General features: G+C 28.3%; 15 protein-coding genes and 3 tRNA genes. 2 read left to right on the forward strand and 16 right to left on the reverse strand.

The window, feature by feature from the left end; genetic code table 11:
* Window positions 1–41 precede the first annotated feature (41 nt).
* Together ABCP60_RS11610 and ABCP60_RS11615 are read right to left on the reverse strand one after the other, a co-directional pair.
* Window positions 42–1397, reverse strand: a complete 1356-nt coding sequence (locus ABCP60_RS11610) for an alanine:cation symporter family protein (protein ID WP_092923177.1) — start codon at window positions 1395–1397, stop codon at window positions 42–44.
* A 418-nt stretch (window positions 1398–1815) separates the two neighbouring features.
* Window positions 1816–3318 carry a helix-turn-helix transcriptional regulator gene (locus tag ABCP60_RS11615; RefSeq protein ID WP_092923175.1) on the reverse strand — a complete coding sequence of 501 codons (1503 nt, stop codon included), beginning with the start codon at window positions 3316–3318 and terminating at the stop codon, window positions 1816–1818.
* Between the two features lie 323 nt (window positions 3319–3641).
* On the opposite strand from ABCP60_RS11615, the gene ABCP60_RS11620 reads away from it, so the two are divergent.
* Window positions 3642–4955: a conjugated bile salt MFS transporter gene (locus tag ABCP60_RS11620; protein ID WP_343101795.1), complete on the forward strand. Its 1314-nt coding sequence runs from the start codon at window positions 3642–3644 to the stop codon at window positions 4953–4955.
* A 76-nt stretch (window positions 4956–5031) separates the two neighbouring features.
* Here the strand turns inward: ABCP60_RS11620 and ABCP60_RS11625 are convergent, their stop codons facing one another.
* From ABCP60_RS11625 to hcp, 11 genes are all read right to left on the reverse strand, one after another.
* Entirely contained in the window at window positions 5032–6351 is a 1320-nt protein-coding gene (locus ABCP60_RS11625) for a hypothetical protein (RefSeq protein ID WP_343101796.1), read from the reverse strand.
* Window positions 6352–6499: 148 nt separating this feature from the next.
* Entirely contained in the window at window positions 6500–7210 is a 711-nt protein-coding gene (locus ABCP60_RS11630; RefSeq protein WP_092923166.1) for a phosphatase, read from the reverse strand.
* 229 nt (window positions 7211–7439) lie between these two features.
* A complete protein-coding gene (locus tag ABCP60_RS11635; RefSeq protein ID WP_343101797.1) occupies window positions 7440–8705 on the reverse strand; it encodes a S1 RNA-binding domain-containing protein in 1266 nt (421 codons plus the stop codon).
* Between the two features lie 122 nt (window positions 8706–8827).
* A complete protein-coding gene (gene sfsA / locus ABCP60_RS11640; protein WP_343101798.1) occupies window positions 8828–9523 on the reverse strand; it encodes a DNA/RNA nuclease SfsA in 696 nt (231 codons plus the stop codon).
* Between the two features lie 99 nt (window positions 9524–9622).
* Window positions 9623–11023 (reverse strand): MATE family efflux transporter, encoded by a 1401-nt coding sequence (locus ABCP60_RS11645; RefSeq protein WP_343101799.1) that lies wholly within the window; start codon window positions 11021–11023, stop codon window positions 9623–9625.
* Window positions 11024–11196: 173 nt separating this feature from the next.
* Window positions 11197–11271: transfer RNA gene (locus ABCP60_RS11650), tRNA-Thr, on the reverse strand.
* A gap of 4 nt (window positions 11272–11275) precedes the next feature.
* Window positions 11276–11351, reverse strand: a tRNA-Asn gene (locus ABCP60_RS11655).
* 11 nt (window positions 11352–11362) lie between these two features.
* Window positions 11363–11436 (reverse strand) — tRNA-Cys (locus ABCP60_RS11660).
* A 180-nt stretch (window positions 11437–11616) separates the two neighbouring features.
* Complete coding sequence (locus tag ABCP60_RS11665) at window positions 11617–11802, reverse strand: DUF1858 domain-containing protein (protein WP_092923153.1); 186 nt, start codon at window positions 11800–11802, stop codon at window positions 11617–11619.
* On the reverse strand, window positions 11802–12479 hold the full coding sequence (locus ABCP60_RS11670) for a nitrite reductase (protein WP_092923150.1): 678 nt from the start codon (window positions 12477–12479) through the stop codon (window positions 11802–11804). The genes ABCP60_RS11665 and ABCP60_RS11670 overlap by 1 nt, the downstream gene beginning before the upstream one ends.
* Before the next feature lie 262 nt (window positions 12480–12741).
* Window positions 12742–14466 carry a hydroxylamine reductase gene (hcp, locus tag ABCP60_RS11675; RefSeq protein ID WP_343101800.1) on the reverse strand — a complete coding sequence of 575 codons (1725 nt, stop codon included), beginning with the start codon at window positions 14464–14466 and terminating at the stop codon, window positions 12742–12744.
* Window positions 14467–14571: 105 nt separating this feature from the next.
* Between hcp and ABCP60_RS11680 the strand changes: the two genes are divergently transcribed.
* Window positions 14572–15210, forward strand: a complete 639-nt coding sequence (locus tag ABCP60_RS11680) for a Crp/Fnr family transcriptional regulator (RefSeq protein ID WP_240276161.1) — start codon at window positions 14572–14574, stop codon at window positions 15208–15210.
* 59 nt (window positions 15211–15269) lie between these two features.
* On the opposite strand, the gene ABCP60_RS11685 is transcribed toward ABCP60_RS11680, so the two are convergent.
* The 3 genes from ABCP60_RS11685 to dinB all read right to left on the reverse strand — a co-directional run bounded on the left by ABCP60_RS11685 (window position 15270) and on the right by dinB (window position 18084).
* Window positions 15270–15938, reverse strand: a complete 669-nt coding sequence (locus ABCP60_RS11685; RefSeq protein ID WP_343101801.1) for a copper homeostasis protein CutC — start codon at window positions 15936–15938, stop codon at window positions 15270–15272.
* 33 nt (window positions 15939–15971) lie between these two features.
* Entirely contained in the window at window positions 15972–16853 is an 882-nt protein-coding gene (locus ABCP60_RS11690; protein WP_092923138.1) for a cation diffusion facilitator family transporter, read from the reverse strand.
* Window positions 16854–16971: 118 nt separating this feature from the next.
* On the reverse strand, window positions 16972–18084 hold the full coding sequence (gene dinB / locus ABCP60_RS11695; RefSeq protein WP_166504858.1) for a DNA polymerase IV: 1113 nt from the start codon (window positions 18082–18084) through the stop codon (window positions 16972–16974).
* Window positions 18085–18090: the final 6 nt, after the last annotated feature.

The raw sequence follows: 18090 nt of genomic DNA on the forward strand, positions 1-18090 counted from the left end.
AGCAAGTAGCTTTTTAGCTTATTTAAATAATTAGTATATCATTAAGCTACTTTGTCTTTTTTAACTGATCCACTTAACTTGTAAGCTTCCCAATGTTTGAATGTAAATATAGCTAGTGCTGTTACGTTTATTCCTGAAAGTACAAATAATAATAAGTCAACAGCTTCAAATACCACGTTAGCTCCAAATACTGCTAAAGTACCAGCAGCTATTATTAATACTAAATATATTGCTATATTTTTGTTAACTGGATTTTGCTTAAATAACTTTGTCATGTAGTAGTAAGATCCAAGTATTGTAGTTAATGCTGATAATACTGTGAATGCTGCTAATACAATTAATCCAAATATACCAACTACATGCTCAGCAGTAGCAAAGTATCCACCTAATCTTGCAACAGTACCTGCTGCATTTCCATTAGCATCAACTAATGCTAAAGTTCCTACCTCAACTCCATAAGAAGCTATATATGAAGTAACAACTATAGAAACGAATACTGTTACAGCTGTTGGTAATAACGATATCATAGCTGCTTCTCTTGGTTGTGAGTCAGATTCTTGAGCAGCCATTGCTAATGCTCCAAGACCAGTTTCTGCTGTTTGTATAACCTTTTGCATACCTAATATAAATCCTAATGGCACACCCATCATTGCATTAACTGGATTCATCATACCTTTTATCATACTTCCAAAGAAAGTAGGTATGTAATCAGAAGTCTTAAGAACAAACATTGTAAAGAATATGAAGTATCCAGCAACTGCTGTTCCTATCATATAAGTCATTGCTCCCATGAATAACTCATGCTTTTTAGATAATACTAATGCAGCAACTACCGCTATTACTGGTATAACTATAAATAAATATCTTTGAACTAATGATAATTCGATTCCAAACTTATCATTTAATACTGTAGCAAAAACTGAATCTATACCACTAAATTGGAATCCACCAAATCCGAATACTGCTAATGCAACGAAACATACAGCATATGTTATTCCTAATTTAGGGCTTATTAGAGTAGATATATACTCCTTTGGAGTTTTCCCCATTATTTTTGAGTTTAATGTTTCAGAATATGAAACAGGAAGCATTATTAATGAACCTATTAACGCCCATATAGCCATAGCTTCTATATTTGCTTGCCCACTTGCTGATAATTTTGATAATGCACCAAGAACACCTATTATTGCTCCTGTACCTATCATTGCCCCTAAAGATATAGAAGCTGGCCCGATTACATTTTTCATTTGTAATTTAGCAGGCTTTGTAGCTTGTTTTTGTATCATGAAGATTGTTCTTATAGCCATTGTAGCGCCAACAACTAATATAAATGGTAAGAATACTGGCCATATAGCTTCAGATACTTTTGTTATTGCAACTTCTAACTGATGTAGCATCTTTTATGTTCTCCTTGTAAATATTTATTTTGATTTTTATTTGTTTTTTGTATATCTCCCCCTTTAAAATATACAAAAAAAATAGGCTTCACATTCATTAAGAAATACAACAATTTATAAAAGTTAATCTTAGCCATTGTATTTTCCCATCAAAAAACTGACTATTCTTACGTATTTTATTAATTAAATAATAACGATATATTTATAGCAGTTTTAAGATTTAAATAAAAATTATAAAACTTTTAAGATTAACTATATAAAATTATTGGATCATTAATGATTTTGTTAGTGCCTATTTACAGTTACTACAATATCAATTTTTTATTATTTAAGTCAATAAATTATTTTGACCCTTATTTTCTTTTTTCAACAAATTCAAATATTTTTGAAATTCGTCAACATAATTTCTAGTAAATTATTAATTAATTTCACCATTTATTATTCTAGTGTAAACTAATGCTTTTGATATTTTTTCTAAAATTTCTTCTTTTTCACTTACTAGCATATTTTCTTTTTCACTCCATACAATATCAAATACTTCATCGCATATTTTTTTGAATTCATTATCTTTAATAATTGCATAATCATTTACCCCATCCATAGGATGTGTTTTTATTAACTTTAGATTCTTAGATAAATACATAGATGGACTTAAACCTGAATCAAATTCTTCTATGGAGCTATTTTCAATAAGTTTAATTTCTATATTTTCATGTTCTTTTATTATTTTTTCTATATTTTTAATATGTCTCTCCATTTGTTCTAAAGTCAATTTTACTGGTTTATTAAAGAATGTTATTTCTCCTGTCGATATATACTTCATTAGTTTTGCTTCATAAATTAATACCTTTATGTTAGATTGATATGTTACATTTTGTAAAAATGCATTTATTTGACGCAACTCTTGTAATAACTCTTTGTCATTTCCAAATACATCTTCTGCAATTTCTATAAATAAATCAGATGGCATAAAGAATTCATTCATAACTCCTAATACCCACTTTAAGTCTTGCCCCATTATATATTGTATATAAGTTTTATTCTTTAATAAATCTAGTGGAGTTTCTTTCTCTACAAGCAATTTACCTTGATTTTTTAATATTTCTTCTAAACTATAATAAACTTCATCTATGATAGCCTTTTCTTTAGACATATTTGTAAATAAGCATTGTCCATTACTTGCAAATATGGCACTATGGAAAATTCTATCCTTTATAACAGCTAAAATGTTACTATTATCTACATTACAGTTATATACTTCAAAATCTAAATTAGGATATGTTGTTATCATGTCAATTATAAGTAGTGTATTTAGTACCTTATCATTTTGATTCCCTTCAAACCCAGTTAATACTCTTGCTTTTACTTCTTTGTCTTTTTGTATGCTATATAACGCTGTTTTCATTTCTGATATAGAAACTTTATCATTTCCATTAAGTCTATATAGGTTTGCAGATAATATTAGATCTAGCTTACTCGATTTACTTATATGAAGTATTGCATCCTTTGCTAAATACTGTTTTCTAAGCCTTGGGTTTATATGCATCATACTATTATAATTATCTTCAGAATGTGTATTCTTATATATATTAGAAGAACTTTTTTGTGCCGTAACCATATATGATTCTTTTAAACTTCTTTCTATATATTGAGCTAATACAGTATCGTCTTTTACTTCTACCTCTATTTCAAAGTAGTGTTTAAGTTCTTGCTTTGATGTAGAATTTAAAGATTTAACTATAAACTCTGATGTAATTTTACATATACTAGATATACTTTTTTGAGTTGGTAGGTTTCTCCCATTAATCCATTTACTTATATAAGATATATCGTATCCTAACTCTTTTGCTAATGTACTCTTTTTTTGATTTGATAAATAAAGTAACTTTTCTAGTAGTTGACCAAATGCAATATTTTTCAACCTATTCACCATCCTTTTTTTCGCTCATTCTTTTATGATTTCTTAATATTATTATATATTTTATTTATTACTATGACTCCATTTTATAGTATATCTGACAATAACATACTAAGTATAAATTAATCAAAGTTGATTTTTAATTGAAGTTGTTGAATATTCTTGAATCAAGTTTCAATTTTGTTCATCAACCTTCCTTTGTTTTTAATATATCACTTATGATATCCTTTTTCTAGGATATATTTCATTTTAACCTTAAATTTTACATTTATATCCATTTTAATGTGTCTATTTACAAAAAACAACAACAAAGGAGAAATCATACAATGAACACTAAAAGTAAAAAATTCGCAACTGGTTGGTTAATAGTAGTTGCATGTATGCTTATACAAGCTATACCATTTGGAGTTGCTGCAAACATCCAACCACAATTTATGGCTTACATCCTATCTCCTGATTCAGGATATGGATTTACACAAGCTGGATTCTCATTAATATTTACATTAGGTACAGTTGTATCTGCTATAGCATCTCCATTTATAGGAGCAATGTTTAATAAAGTTAGTGTTAAAACAATGTACTTAATGGGTTCTATACTTTCAGGTGGAGGATTCTTAGCATTCTCTATGTGTAAAGAATTATGGCAATTTTACCTTGTTGCTGGTATAGTTCAAGTTGGTACAGCTGCTATATCTTCAATCGGGGTTCCTTTATTAATAAATGGATGGTTCGATGAATTATCAAAAGGTAAGGCAATGGGACTTGCTTTCGCTGGAGGATCTATAGGTAATATATTCCTTCAAAGTATGACTGCTTATTCATTAACTAACTTCGGTATATCTAAATCATACTTTATGTTTGGTGCTTTATCATTAATTGTAGGTATACCTATAACTTTATTATTCTTAAGAATGCCAAAGAATGATAGTGAAATAGTTAGAGGTAAGAAAAAAGACAATGGAAAAGAAGAAAAAGAGCAAAGTACTATTTCAGTTGATTGGGGATACTCTTTAAAAGAAGTTAAAAATGTTAAATTCTTCTGGCTGTTTGCTTTAGGATTATTCTTCTTAGGTATGTATGTTTCTGTACTTGCTGTACAATATCCTGCTTACTTAAAGAACTTCTTAAAAGTTGATCCTATGATAGTTGGTATGGTAGGTTCTACATTCGCTATATTCTCTCTTGGAGGAAACTTATTTGGTGGAGTAATATTTGATAAATTAGGTATAACTAAAGGGCTTATAGTTGCCTTTGCATTAGCTGGTACTTCTTGCCTAGCTCTAATGAATGCAGGTTTAATACCTATGTTAGCTCCAATATTTGCTGCTTTAAAAGGATTATCAGTATTCGCTTACATGATGGGACCTTCTTTACTTGCAGGATCATTCTTCGGTAAAAAAGAGTTCGGTGCTATACTTGGTGTAGTTCAAATATTCTTCGCAGTAGGATTTGCTGCTGGTTCATCAATATTTGGATTATTAGTTGATAAAATGGGATACAGCATAGCTTGGATATTCGTTTTAGCATTTATAGTTGTATGTTATGTATCTTTAATAACTGCTTCTATAGGTATGTCTAAGTTAAACAAAGAAAGAATAGCTAAATTACAAAAAGATGCTTCTTCTCAAGGAGTTGCTTAATAATAATTAAGGAGTGTATAAAATACACTCCTTTTTAATTTTTATTTTATATTTAATTATGATTTAATGCATATTTTTATGCAGCTTTCCTAATTTCTAAATTTCTTATTTTATATTTTTTCCATTCAAACTCTGTGAACATAGCAAGTGCCATAATATTAATAGATGTTGATATAAATAATAATATCTCTAATAGTAAAAATACTAATTCTACATTAAATACAGATAATGCACCTCCTAATATCAATAAACCTACATAAACAATATAATTATTTTTAACATTAAAATTGGCTACATTTATAAGTACAAGATACCCTCCTAATAAGGTGGTTAATGCAGATAAAGCTATAAATGTAAATAGTATTAATATCCCAAATTTACCCGTTACACTAATTATAGTATCAAAGTATGACACTAGCTTCTCGTATCCATTAACTGAAAAATTTATTATTCCTTCACTAAGTCCATAAGATGCTATATATGAAGTAACTAATACCGATATAACAATAAGTACTGTTGTTAGTATAGAAGATATTAAAGCAGCTTCCCTTGGTTTAGCATTTGATTTCATAGATGCTAATGCAAGTGTTCCAAGACCTGGTTCTGCTATTTGTATAACTCTCTGAAGTCCAAATATAAGACCTAGTGGTATTCCAAACAACACAGATACAGGATTTTTAAATCCTATAATAATACGCTCTACAAATATAGGTATATACTCTTGTGTTTTATAAAGAAATATGAAAAATGATAATAAATAAGTTGAAAATGATAATATTACCATAGTCACTAAAATTCTTAAAAATATACTCTGTCTGTTTTTAAGTATAATGGTTATTAATATAATTATTACTGGAATAACAATATACATATATCTTTGTAGTTCATTAAATTCTAAACTTACTATTTTATTTATACTAGTAGTTACTACTGCATCTATCCCACTTAACTGTATTCCCCCTATAGCAAATATATATAATAAAACTAAAGATGCAACATACAATTTTGATGCTTTAGTTGATATAAATGCTTTTATATATTCTTTGGGTTGCATTCTCACAACTTTAGATATTAAAGTTTCACAATATGATATAGGTATTAATATTATCGATCCAAGTAATGCCCATATAGCAATTGATTCAACATATATTTGCCCACTTATAGAAAGCTTACTAAGTCCAGTTAAAAAACCAACGACTGTTCCTGTTCCCATCATAGTCCCCAAGGCTACGGTACTCTGTGGAATTATGTACTTGTAATTTATTTTCCCCTTTGTCGTAATGCGTTGCCTTATGTTAAAAAAAACTTGCAAACATATATATGTCCCAAGTAAAAGCAAAAAAGGTATAAACATAGGCCAAACAACATTAGACACTACCCTCGCAATATACTCCATGTCAACTCTCTCCTTTAAATTAAAGCATAATAAAAGTAACACTTATCAATAAGTGTTACTCTTATATTATACTATATTTTAAATATAGTTTGTCCTTCTTTTATACTCTTTATTTCCTAAATTTACTTAACTTTAATCTATCATATATTTATAAATTTAAAAACTCTATTATACTTTCTTCACTATAATTTATAACTAACTCTTTAGGAAACTTCACATCATTTATTACCTTTTCAGAATATGGGAATTTACCTACATCATAAGATATATGTGCATCACTTCCAAGTATTACTTTTGCATTGTATTTTTTACAACATTCAAGTAGTGTAGTTACATTATCCCAAGCCCCTTGTCTAAAAGTCGTCGGCTTTAGAGATGAATTATTTATTTCTAATGCTATGTTTCTCTCCTTTGCCTTTTTTACTACTTTTTCATAATTAACTGGATATCTACTATCATCTAAATGTCCTATTATCTTAACTTTTGATTTATCCATTACATTAAGTACAGCTTGTGTATTTTCTTCTACACTTCCAGCATCTATACATGGTGTGTGTAAGCTAGCTATAACATAATCTATATGTGTAAGCATGTCATCATCTACATCTGTATTTCCTTCAAAATCTACAATATTTGCTTCTATTCCTCTAAGTACCTTAAGTCCATTAACTTCTCTTGGTATACAATAAATATTATGGAAGTAATATGGGTGTGGTCCACCTGGCATATTTGGTGCATGTTCTGATAACCCTAAATACTTTAATCCATTATCAATAGCCGATTGTATATTTTCTTGTACTGTACTATATGCATGTCCACTTACTATTGTATGTGTATGTAAATCTATTAACGCTTTCATTTAAATTCTCCCTATAAATTATAATTTTTTCTGTGTTATTTTCTTAAATAAAGACCATAATAATATTAATAAAATTAATCCTAATACTACTAAACTCATTATTCCCAAAAAATCAAATACTATAAATAACATCGTTTCAAACTTAGAACTACTCGGTGTAAATATTATATCCCCCTAATAATATACAGTTAAAGCCATATTGTTTCACAACATGGCTCTTCATATAATGTTATTTTTGTAAATTTTTAAATTTATCTTTAAATAATTCGCCTAATGAACCTAATGATTCTTCAACTTCTAAAAATTCTGAGTAATCTTCTTCTGGTTCTTTATTAGCTTCTTTTATAGATAATATCATTTTTCTATTCTTTGGCTTAAATTCTATAACCATAGCGCTAACTTCATCGCCAACATTTACTACATTATTAACTCTCATAACTCTTTCTTCACTTAATTCAGATATTGGTAAGAATGCCTCTACACCTTCTCTTATCTTAACAATAGCACCTTTTTCTATAGTTCTAACTACAGTTCCAGTTATTATATCATCTAATTGCACTTCTTGCTTTATTAATTCCCATGGATCATTGTTTATATCTTTTAACGCTAATGCAAACTTTTTGTTTTCTTTATCTATATCTAATACATAAACTTGTACTTCTTGTCCTTCTTGAATTACATCTTCTACAGACTCTACTCTTTCCCAAGATAAATTGTTTTGGTGAAGTAAACCTTCTATTCCACCGATATCAACGAAAGCTCCATAAGGCATCATTTTAACAACTTTACCGTCTCTTTTTTGTCCAACTTCTAAAGATTCAAATAAAGCTTCTTTATCCGCTTTAACTTTTGCTATATGAGCTTCTCTTTCAGCTTTAACTCTAGCTCTTTCAGCTTCTTTTTCCGCCTTTATTCTTGCTCTTCTTTCTTCTCTTTCTTTATCAATTCTTTCTTGTAATACTTCTCTATGACTAGCTACTAATCTATTTTTCTTTAAATCTAGCTCTTTTATATATACTTCTAAATTACGTCCAACATACTCTTTTGTATCATTTACAAACTTAGTATCTAATTGAGATATTGGTATAAATAACGTTTGCGTTTTGTAAGTAGCAAATACTCCTCTTTCTATGTTTTTATTTACATTAACAGTTATTATTCTATGTTCATTATGTATTTTTTCTAATTCTTTTATATCTGCTTCTTTATCTAATCTTAATTTTGATAATTGTATTGTTCCATCTTTATGGTTAACTTTTGTTATAACAGCACTTATTTCATCTCCTACATTATATACATCACTAGTATATTTTCCTTTAGGAAGATTTAATTCGTTTGTAGGTATTATCCCATCAAATCCAAAGTTAAGTTCTAAGCTAACACCGTCATTACTTACCTTAGATATTTTACCGTTTATAGTTTCCCCAACTTTTATGTTGTTTAGTTCTTTTTCTTGTTGTTCTAAAAGTTCTTGCATTGATAAATTATTCGTCATAGTTATAAACTTCCTTTCATAATAAATATCATATATAAATATTATACCATTAATATTTCAAATACTTATATTTTTCTTACAACATTTTAAAGTTATATGCTAAATTTTAAAAATATGTTATTTTATAAAATAACTTCTACAGCTTCCTTTATGACTATACTTTCTTTATCTACATTACAATCATAGGATACTATATTTACACCTTTTTCTCTTGCTCTTTTTAATGCTTCCCATAATTCAAAGTGCATTTTTTTATTAGGAGTAAAATATTTTACATTATCCATCTGAACTAAAAAAAATATATAGCACTCATATCCATCGTCTTTTGCTTTTATTAATTCATTTATATGTTTTATTCCTCTTTCAGTTTTTGCGTCGGGAAACATCACCACACCATTCTCTTCTAGTGTTACTCCCTTTATCTCTATAAACACCTTTTTATTTTTAGTTTCTAAATATATATCAAATCTTGAATCATGGTATTTCTGTTCAGGCTTAATATAGGTTATTTCTTCATTAAGACCAGGAAGTTGTATTAAACCATTCTCTAATGCTTCATATACCACTTTATTTGGTATCTGAGAATCCATATTTATTAGACGTTTTCCTTTTTCAACTGAAACTAGTGAATATTTTGTCTTTCTATTTGGATTATCACTTTCTTCTAAATATACAGTACAACCTTCTATTAATAACTCTTTACATCTCCCTGTATTTTTAACGTGTACTTTTTCTACTTTTCCATCTATATCACAATAAGCTATAAATCTATTTGGCCTTTCTATAAATTTTCCCTTTACGATTTTATTATACTTCATATGTCTCTCCTTAATGAAAATTCAATTTTATTACAATAATTATTTGCAATAAAAAATCTCTTATAAATATATATATCCATAAGAGATTTTTTAACTCTATTAATTTGTATTTAAGCTTTCTTTATCATTAGTGTTTATACTGTTACTTTCTATATTGCTTAAATTTTTCTTATAAAACACCATAAAGCATATTGCTGTTGTTATAACTGCCGTTATATCTGCTATAGGTTGTGCTAAAAGCACTGCAAATAACTTATTTTCCATAAATGTTGGTAGTATATATATTAATGGTATTAATAAAATTACTTTTCTAAGTAATGCTAAAAACAGAGAAATTTTAGCTTGCCCTAGCGCAAGTAGTGTATTTTGACACGCTACTTGTATTCCAAATATAGTTATTCCAACAAAATAAATCCTTATACTCCAAACTGTTATTTCAACTAATTTTGGATCACTATTAAATATCCTAACAAACATCTCCGGCATTATCATAAGCGCTGTACACATTGTTGCTGTATATCCTAAAGTAATTAATATTGTTAATTTAAAAGCCTTTTTAACTCTACCAATTTGTTTTGCTCCATAGTTGTAACTCATTATAGGTTGAGAACCTTGAGTAACTCCCATTGTCGGAAGCATTATTATCTGCATTATACTACTCATTATAGTCATTGCACCTACAGCTAAATCTCCACCATACATTTGAAGCTTTGTATTTAATGTTATTAAAACTAAACTCTCCGTAGCTTGCATTATAAATGGTGCAACTCCAAGCCCCATTACTCTTCCCATTATTCTAAAATCTATTTTTAAGTATTTTTTTCTTATTTTTAATGTTGTCTTACCGCTTAGTAAAAATCTTAGTACCCACATTGCTGATATTGCTTGAGATATAATTGTAGCTGTAGCAGCACCTCTAACGCCCATATCTAATCCAAATATTAATATTGGATCAAGTATTATATTCATAGCCGCACCTATAGATACTGTCACCATACCTATTTTTGCGAAACCTTGTGTATTTATAAATGGATTCATACCAAGTGCAACAAGAACAAATATAGTTCCTATTAGATATATACTTAAATAATCCATTGCATAACCTATAGTAGCTTCACTTGCTCCAAACGCCCAAAGTAATGGTTCTTTAAATACTAAAAATACTAGAGTTAGTAATATTGCTAACAGTACAAGTGTAGAAAAACTATTGCTCATTATTTTTTCTGCGCCATCATTATTCTTTTCCCCCATTTTTATTGCAGCTAATGGAGCTCCCCCCATCCCTACTAAAGCCGCAAAAGCTGCTACTATTAATGTTATTGGGAATGCAACTCCAACACCAGCCATTGCTATATCTCCACCTTGCATTCTCCCTATAAATATTCTATCAACTATATTGTATAATACATTTACTAGTTGAGCTATTATTGCAGGTGTTGCTAGCTTAAATATTAATTTAGGAATGCTTCCCTTTCCCAAGTCCGTGACATTATTACTCATCCAAATTCCCTCCTAGATTTATTATATTTTAAGTTTACATTGTCAACTATTTCAAATTTAAATATATACTATTTTACTAATACTTTTAATTATAATACATAATTATTTAATTTTAAAATATTTTCTATTTTATAAAAAAATAACTCTAATCATATGATTAGAGTTATTCAAATTGGAGCTGGTGATAGGAATCGAACCTACAACCTGCTGATTACAAGTCAGCTGCTCTACCGTTGAGCCACACCAGCATATTGGCGGGAATAACAGGACTCGAACCTGTGACCCATTGATTAACAGTCAATTGCTCTACCAACTGAGCCATATTCCCATATATTAAATTGGAGGCGACACCCAGATTTGAACTGGGGATCAAGGAGTTGCAGTCCACTGCCTTACCACTTGGCTATGTCGCCTTATCAACACAATACTATTATATTATTTTAAACATTTTTTTGCAACTGTTTTCATTATTTTTTTAATTAAATTTTTATACTTTTTTCGACTATTTTAGAGCTTTATAATATGTGTGGTAATTTCATATATCAGTAAGAAATATATGTACATTTCTTACTGATATATTTATTATTTTAATATTAAAGGCTATTTATCTTAGCTAAAACCTCATCTAAATCTATTCCATGTATTTCACAAGCTTGTTCTAATCTCTCCATTGCAGCTGAAGGGCAACCTAAGCATCCCATACCATAGTCCATAAGTATTTTTACTGCCTCTGGTTTTTCTTTTATTATATCTCCTATTATAGAATCTTTAGTTATCATTATAATTCCTCCTTTAAATTTGCTATTTCTAATACATCTTTTCTAAAACTTTCTATACCTATTCTATCTATGAATTCACCTAACTTTTCGCCCATTTGACCATGCTCATTATAGTAGTTAAGTAAAGTTTCAACTAAGGTATATGCTTCTTTCTCTGATAATTTTTTAGTTATTATATCAGCTATTCTTGGATAAAAACCTGCACTTCCTCCTGCACATACAAAGAAAGTTCCATCAATATCTACTAAAACTCCAATGTCTTTAGAATATACACTTGTACATGCATTTCTACATCCCGCAACTCCTATTTTTGTTCTGTTTGGAAGTGGCATTCCATGAAAGTTTTTACTTATTCTCATAGCTATACCTATCGTTGGATACTTTGACCTTTTACAAAAATTTGCTGGACACATCTCTACATTTTTTACAGAATATTGATTTGTAACTGCTGGTTTCATATCAAGTTCTTTCCATATATCATCTAGATCTTCTTCTTTTAAATTAGTTATTAATATTCTTTGACCTGATGTTATTTTTAATACTCCATTATATTTTTTAGCTACATTAGCTATTTTTATAAGAGTATCTGGTAATACAAACCCTCCAGGTATATGAGGAGTTATTCCATATGTTCTTTTACCATCCCTTATTTTTTGTAAATTCCCATAATTACTCATCTATATCTACACTTTACCTTTCTTATAAAGTTAAGTTACATCTATTTAAATTTTATTTAACCTTATTATATCCTATTTTTCGTAAAACTTGTGTAACATATGTTACATAAAACTCAAATTATTACTGAAAATATTAAATTTTTTTTCATTAATATTTTAAAGTGTATTGTATCGTCTGTATGAGTTATAAATAGTTTTAGCTTAGCATAAAATATTTTATATAAAAAAGACACCATTTTATATGGTATCTTCTTTATTAAAATTAGTTTCCTAAGAACATATTTAAATCATCTTCAATATTTGTTATTCCACCTATACCAAAGTTTTCAACTAAAACTTTAGCTACATTTGGTGATAAGAATGCTGGTAATGTTGGTCCTAAATGTATATTTTTAACTCCAAGATATAATAATGATAATAATACTATTACAGCTTTTTGTTCATACCAAGCTATATTAAATGATATTGGTAAATCATTTATATCTTCTAATTCAAATACTTCTTTAAGTTTTAATGCGATAAGTGCTAATGAGTAAGAGTCGTTACATTGTCCTGCATCTAATACTCTAGGTATACCATTTATATCTCCTAAAGGTAGCTTGTTGTATTTATACTTAGCACATCCTGCTGTTAATATAACTGTATCTTGTGGTAAAGCCTTAGCAAATTCTGTGTAGTAGTTTCTTGACTTAGCTCTTCCGTCACATCCACCCATTACAAAGAATCTCTTAATAGCACCAGTTTTAACTGCTTCTACTACTTTATCTGCAAGAGCGAAAACTTGATTATGTGCAAATCCACCTATTATTTCTCCAGTTTCTATCTCTATAGGAGCTTTACACTTTTTAGCATGTTCTATTATAACAGAGAAATCTTTATCATCTTCTGCATTTCCTTTTATATGTGTACATCCAGCAAATCCTGCTGCTCCAGTAGTATACAATCTATCTTTATAGCTATCTTTTGGCGGAACTATACAGTTTGTAGTCATTAATATTGGACCATTGAAGCTTTCAAATTCTTCTTTTTGCTTCCACCAAGCATTTCCATAGTTACCTACAAAGTGTGGATACTTTTTAAACGCTGGATAATAATGAGCTGGTAACATTTCAGAATGAGTATATACATCTACTCCTGTTCCTTCTGTTTGTTTAAGTAATAATTCTAAATCTTTTAAATCATGTCCTGATACTAATATACCTGGATTATTTCTAACACCTATATTAACTTTAGTTATTTCTGGATGTCCATAAGTTCCAGTATTTGCACTATCAAGTAAAGCCATTCCGTCTACCCCAACCTTACCTGTTTCTAATGTTAATGCTATTAATTCGTCAATAGTTAGGCTATCATCTAATGTTTTAGCTAAAGTGCTTTGTAAAAATGCATTAACTTCTTCATTGTCATACCCTAAAGCATTAGCATGCTTCATATATGCTGATAAGCCTTTTAATCCATATATTATAAGTTCTCTTAAACTTCTTATATCTTCATCTTTTGTAGCTAATACACCAACTTTAGTTGATTTTTCGTCTAGTATTGTATCTATTTCTACTTCTTTCTTACCACTTCCTAGTATCGTGTTTTTTAGTTTAGATAATACAGATACTTTAGCATCTAATTCTTCATTATTTGATGCATTCCATAACGCTGCTTCTGATAAATTTTCTTTGTTCTTTAATTTTGATAATAATTCTTCTTTAGTTTTTAAAGTTTGTTTTACTCTTTCATAGAATATTTCATCATCAAAATTTGCATTAGTTATTGTTGTAAATAAGTTTATAGTTATTAGATGGTTAACAGTACTATCTATTTTTTTTCCTTCATTTCTTAGTCTAGTAGTAACCTCTGATAATCCTTTAGTTGTATATATTAATAGATCTTGCATTCTTGCTAGATCTGGTGATTTTCCACATACTCCAAATTTTGTACATCCTGTACATCCTGCTGTTTCTTGACACTGAAAACAAAACATTTTATTTTCCATTTCATGTCCTACTCTTTATTTTATGTGATAATTATATGTTATAATAGTATATATTTCTGTAACATACGTTACACCAATAAAAAAATTATAAAAGTAGGTGATTTTTTGTTTAAAACTAGAGAGGAAGCATTACATTTTTTTAAAGATTCAACTTATACCATATCTAAATATAATAAAAATGATATTATAGCTATTGAAGGTTCTCCTTGCGACAAAGTAGGATTAATATTACAAGGTAGTATTGATGTAAAACGTATATTAACCAGTAATAATGTTATACATATGTCTTCTTTATCTGTAGGTAACTTTTTTGGAGAAATTATAGCGTTCTCAGATACTAATGCGTACCCTGCTACTATAATGGCATCTAGTAATTGTGAAATAATGTTTATACATAAAACTTCATTTATAATCTTTTGTACTAAAAATCCAGATTTTTTAGATATGTTTTTAAATGACTTAAGTAATAAGATTATACAACTTAATAATTCTATAAAAAATTTATCTTTTTCAAGTATACGTCAAAAACTAAGTAACTATCTAATTACACAACATACTATCCAGAAAAGTAAATTTATAAAACTTGGCATAACAAAACAAAAGCTTTCTGAAATGCTTGGTATCCCTAGACCTTCTTTATCTAGAGAGCTTATGAAAATGAAATCTGATGGACTTATAGATTATTCAAAAGATACAATTAAAATATTGGATATAGAAACTTTAGAAGAGTTATTAATGGAGTAAAAAAAGAGCAAAGTAAGACTTAACAATTATGTCTTCTTTGCTCTTTTATATTTTATTGTCTATTTTATTATTTTAATTAATTCTTTTAATTTATTTTCATCTATTCTACCAAAAGGACTATTATCAATTCTTATAGCTGTCCCAAAGTGGTAATCCGTGGCATTTGTTGATTCTTTTATTGTGTTTATATTTTCAAAGTTGAGTCCCCCACCTAGTAGTATATTTATATCTTTTGATACTTCTATCATAGACTTTATTTTTTCTATATTATAATCTATACGTTTAGTACCACCTGCTGTTAATATATTTGTTATATTATATTTATTTAATATCTCAGTACTTTTAATCACATTTGTAAAATCTATAGCCTTATGGAAAGTTACATCAATTCCTTTACATTTTTTAAGCAATCTTTGTAGATTTACTTCATCTATATTATTTTCTTTGTCTAAAAGCCCCAACACTACTCCATTTACACCTAAACTTTTAGCTATCTCTATATCTTTTTCCATTATTTCTATATCATACTCACTATATACAAAACTATTTGCATGATTTCTTATCATAACGTTAACAGGTATATTTACGTTATTTACTACCTTTTCTATAGTAGCAAAACTTGGAGTTAAACCTCCTTCTGTTAGCGCACTAATAAGTTCTATTCTATCACCTCCACAAGCTTCTATAGTTTTAGCGTCTTCAACTGACATCCCTATTATTTCTAACATATTCTCTCCCTTTTTAAGTATAATTTATAACTATTATACATTAATTCTATCGTTATAATAAGGTTCTGTATGAACTATAACTTGACAATTTTCATTTATTTCTTTTCTTATAACATCTTCTATCTTATGACCTAATATATGTGCCTCTTCTGTGCTTAAATTTGGATTTACTAATACATGCATATCAATATGAATATCATTTTGACTTCCTCTACTTCTAATTTTATGCACATCTTTAACTTCATCAAATCTAATTACAATATCATTTATAACTTTTTCATCTATAATAGCTTTATCTACTAATACGCCTATAGACGATATTAGTATTTCATATGCAGAATGAAGTATAAATAAAGCTACTACTACTGATACTATCGGGTCAATAATTGGAGGAAGACCCATGTTTATACCAAATAAAGTTATTAAAACTCCTATCGATACAAACACGTCACTTTTTGTATGCATTGAGTCTGCTATTAGGATATGACTATTTAATTTTTTTCCCATTTTATACTCATATTTACTCACCAATATATTTATAAATAATGTGAAAATTAATATAAGTAGACTTTCAATTGTAATTGATGGTTCTACAATATTTTTAAATCTATCTATAGACTCTATGATTATATTTATTCCTACCAGAGTTAACATAGCTCCTATAAACATACTTGCAAGAATTTCAAACTTCCTATGTCCATAAGGATGCTCTCTATCTTTAGGCTTTATGGCTATACTTATGCCTACTATTCCTACCACATTTGACGCTCCATCTGATAAGGAGTGAAATCCATCAGCCATCATACTAGCACTTTTAATAAAACCTCCTATTATTATCTTCAACAAAGCTACGATTAAATTTGCAAATAAAATTATCCATAATATTTTTTTTACTTCTCTTAGATTACTATTCATAGTGCCTCCTTTTAGTAATAAATAAAATTATATGAAATCTCTTAAAATCTGGTAATAACTATCATTTACCTTTAAACTAAAAAATCCATGAAAAGCATATTTATGCTTTTCATGGATTTTAATTTAAATTAGTATTGTTATTCATATTATTTATATATTCAAATATAGTTACATTTGTGCATTCTTTTTTAGAATCTACTAAATTAGATACGGTTACTCCTAGTAATCTTATCTGTTTATTTTTAGTATCCACATTTTTTAATAATTCATATACATTAGTTCTAATATCCTCTTTTTTATATATTGGATTTCTTAAACTTAAGCTCCTTGTTATTTGACTAAAATCATCATACTTTATTTTTAAAGTTATAGTTTTTCCTAAATTATTAGAATATGATAGTCTATGTGATACATCTTCACATATTTGTGAAAGTATCTCTAGAACTTCCTCATCATCTATACTTAAGTTATTTTTTAAAGTAGTTTCTGAACCAACTGATTTTCTTTCTCTATGCGGTTTAACTTCTCTATAATCAATACCTCTTGCAAATTGATAAAATACATAACCTCTATTTTTAAATATTGATTCTAATTCACTAATATCTAATTGCCTTAAATCATATCCATTTTTTATTCCTAAATTATTTAGTGTTTTTGCTGTTACCTTGCCAACTCCAAAAAATTTGTTTATTGGGAGCTTGTCTAAAAATTCTTGTTTATTTTCTGGTGTTATTACCGTTAATCCATTAGGCTTTTTGTAGTCTGATGCTAGCTTAGCCAAAAATTTATTATAAGATACCCCTGCAGAAGAAGTTAATCCAACTTCTCTTAAAATATCTTTCTTTATCATCTTAGCTATTTGTGTTGCATATTTTATTCCTTTTTTATTTTTAGTAACATCTAAGTATGCCTCATCTAAAGATAAAGGCTCTACTAAATCTGTATATCTATAAAATATATTTCTTATCTTTTGTGATACTTTATGATATTCTTCAAATCTAGGCCTTATGAAATATGCATATGGGCACCTCTTATATGCAGTTTTTGATGGCATAGCTGAGTGAATCCCATATTTTCTAGCTTCATATGAACAAGTAGCTACAACTCCTCTACTTTCTGGTCTCCCTCCAACTATCACAGGTTTCCCTCTTAAACTTGGGTTATCTCTTTGCTCTATAGATGCATAAAAGGCATCCATATCTATATGAATTATTTTTCTATTATCTACCAATTTAAT

Origin of the sequence: Romboutsia sp. MSSM.1001216sp_RTP31141st1_G3_RTP31141_220114 (assembly GCF_039031195.1) — a bacterium.
GTDB lineage: Bacteria > Bacillota > Clostridia > Peptostreptococcales > Peptostreptococcaceae > Romboutsia_C > Romboutsia_C hominis.